The 1040-nt window shown below is 53.8% G+C and carries 2 protein-coding genes; both read left to right on the plus strand.

The window, feature by feature from the left end; genetic code table 11:
* Nucleotides 1-155 (plus strand): 50S ribosomal protein L27 (locus KDK13_RS15220; RefSeq protein ID WP_257285827.1); only part of this gene is annotated, 155 nt, incomplete at its 5' end.
* 194 nt (nucleotides 156-349) lie between these two features.
* Nucleotides 350-1040: GTPase ObgE (obgE, locus tag KDK13_RS15225; RefSeq protein ID WP_257285826.1), on the plus strand; the 691-nt coding region annotated here is incomplete at its 3' end.

Below are 1040 nucleotides of genomic sequence, written 5' to 3' on the forward strand. Positions count from 1 at the left end.
CCATCATCGTTCGTCAGCGTGGTACCAAGTTCCACGCTGGTGCTAACGTAGGCATCGGTAAGGACCATACCCTGTTCGCCAAGGCCGACGGTAAAGTCGTGTTTGAAGTGAAGGGTCCTAAAAAGCGCAAGTATGTCAGCGTAGCTGCTGCATAATGGCGTTCGGGCTGCCAGTGATTATCTGATGATTGCTGACGGCTCACCCTGAAAGCCCCGCTATCGCGGGGCTTTTGTTTATCTATTGACCGGACAGTGCCTACAGGTAAGCCCTGAAATCTATTAAGGGTTTATCTGCAGGCATTGGCAGATGACTGGTTACGCTGCAATGATGGTTGCAGGAGAGTGGCGCAATGAAGTTTGTAGATGAAGCGACAATCACGGTTCAGGCAGGTAAAGGTGGTAATGGCTGCCTGAGCTTTCGCCGTGAAAAATTTATTGAAAAAGGTGGCCCCGATGGTGGCGATGGTGGTGATGGTGGCAGCATCTATGTGATTGCTGACAACGACCTGAATACCCTGGTGGATTACCGCTACCAGAAGCACTACCAGGCACAGAACGGTGAGCCCGGTCGTGGCCGTAACTGTACCGGTGCCAAAGGTGCGGATGTCGAGCTGAAAGTGCCGGTGGGTACTACGGTTGTGGATAACGAGACGGAAGAAGTTATCTGCGATCTGACCCATGTTGGTGAGCGTGTCAAGGTCGCCCAGGGTGGCTTCCACGGGTTGGGGAATACCCGTTACAAATCCAGCGTTAATCGTGCGCCGAGACAGACCAGTCCGGGTTCTGAAGGCGAGCGGCGGGACCTGCGCCTTGAGCTTAAGGTGATTGCCGATGTAGGCCTGCTCGGTATGCCCAATGCGGGCAAGTCTACGTTTATTCGTGCCGTATCCCAGGCTCGGCCAAAGGTGGCTGATTATCCATTTACTACTTTGGTTCCAAATTTGGGCGTGGTGGCGGTGGATCGTCATCGTGGCTTTGTTATTGCCGATATTCCCGGTCTGATTGAGGGCGCTGCTGAGGGTGCTGGTCTCGGTATTCGCT

The sequence above is a fragment of the Endozoicomonas sp. SESOKO1 genome (genome assembly GCF_024606265.1).
GTDB lineage: Bacteria > Pseudomonadota > Gammaproteobacteria > Pseudomonadales > Endozoicomonadaceae > Endozoicomonas.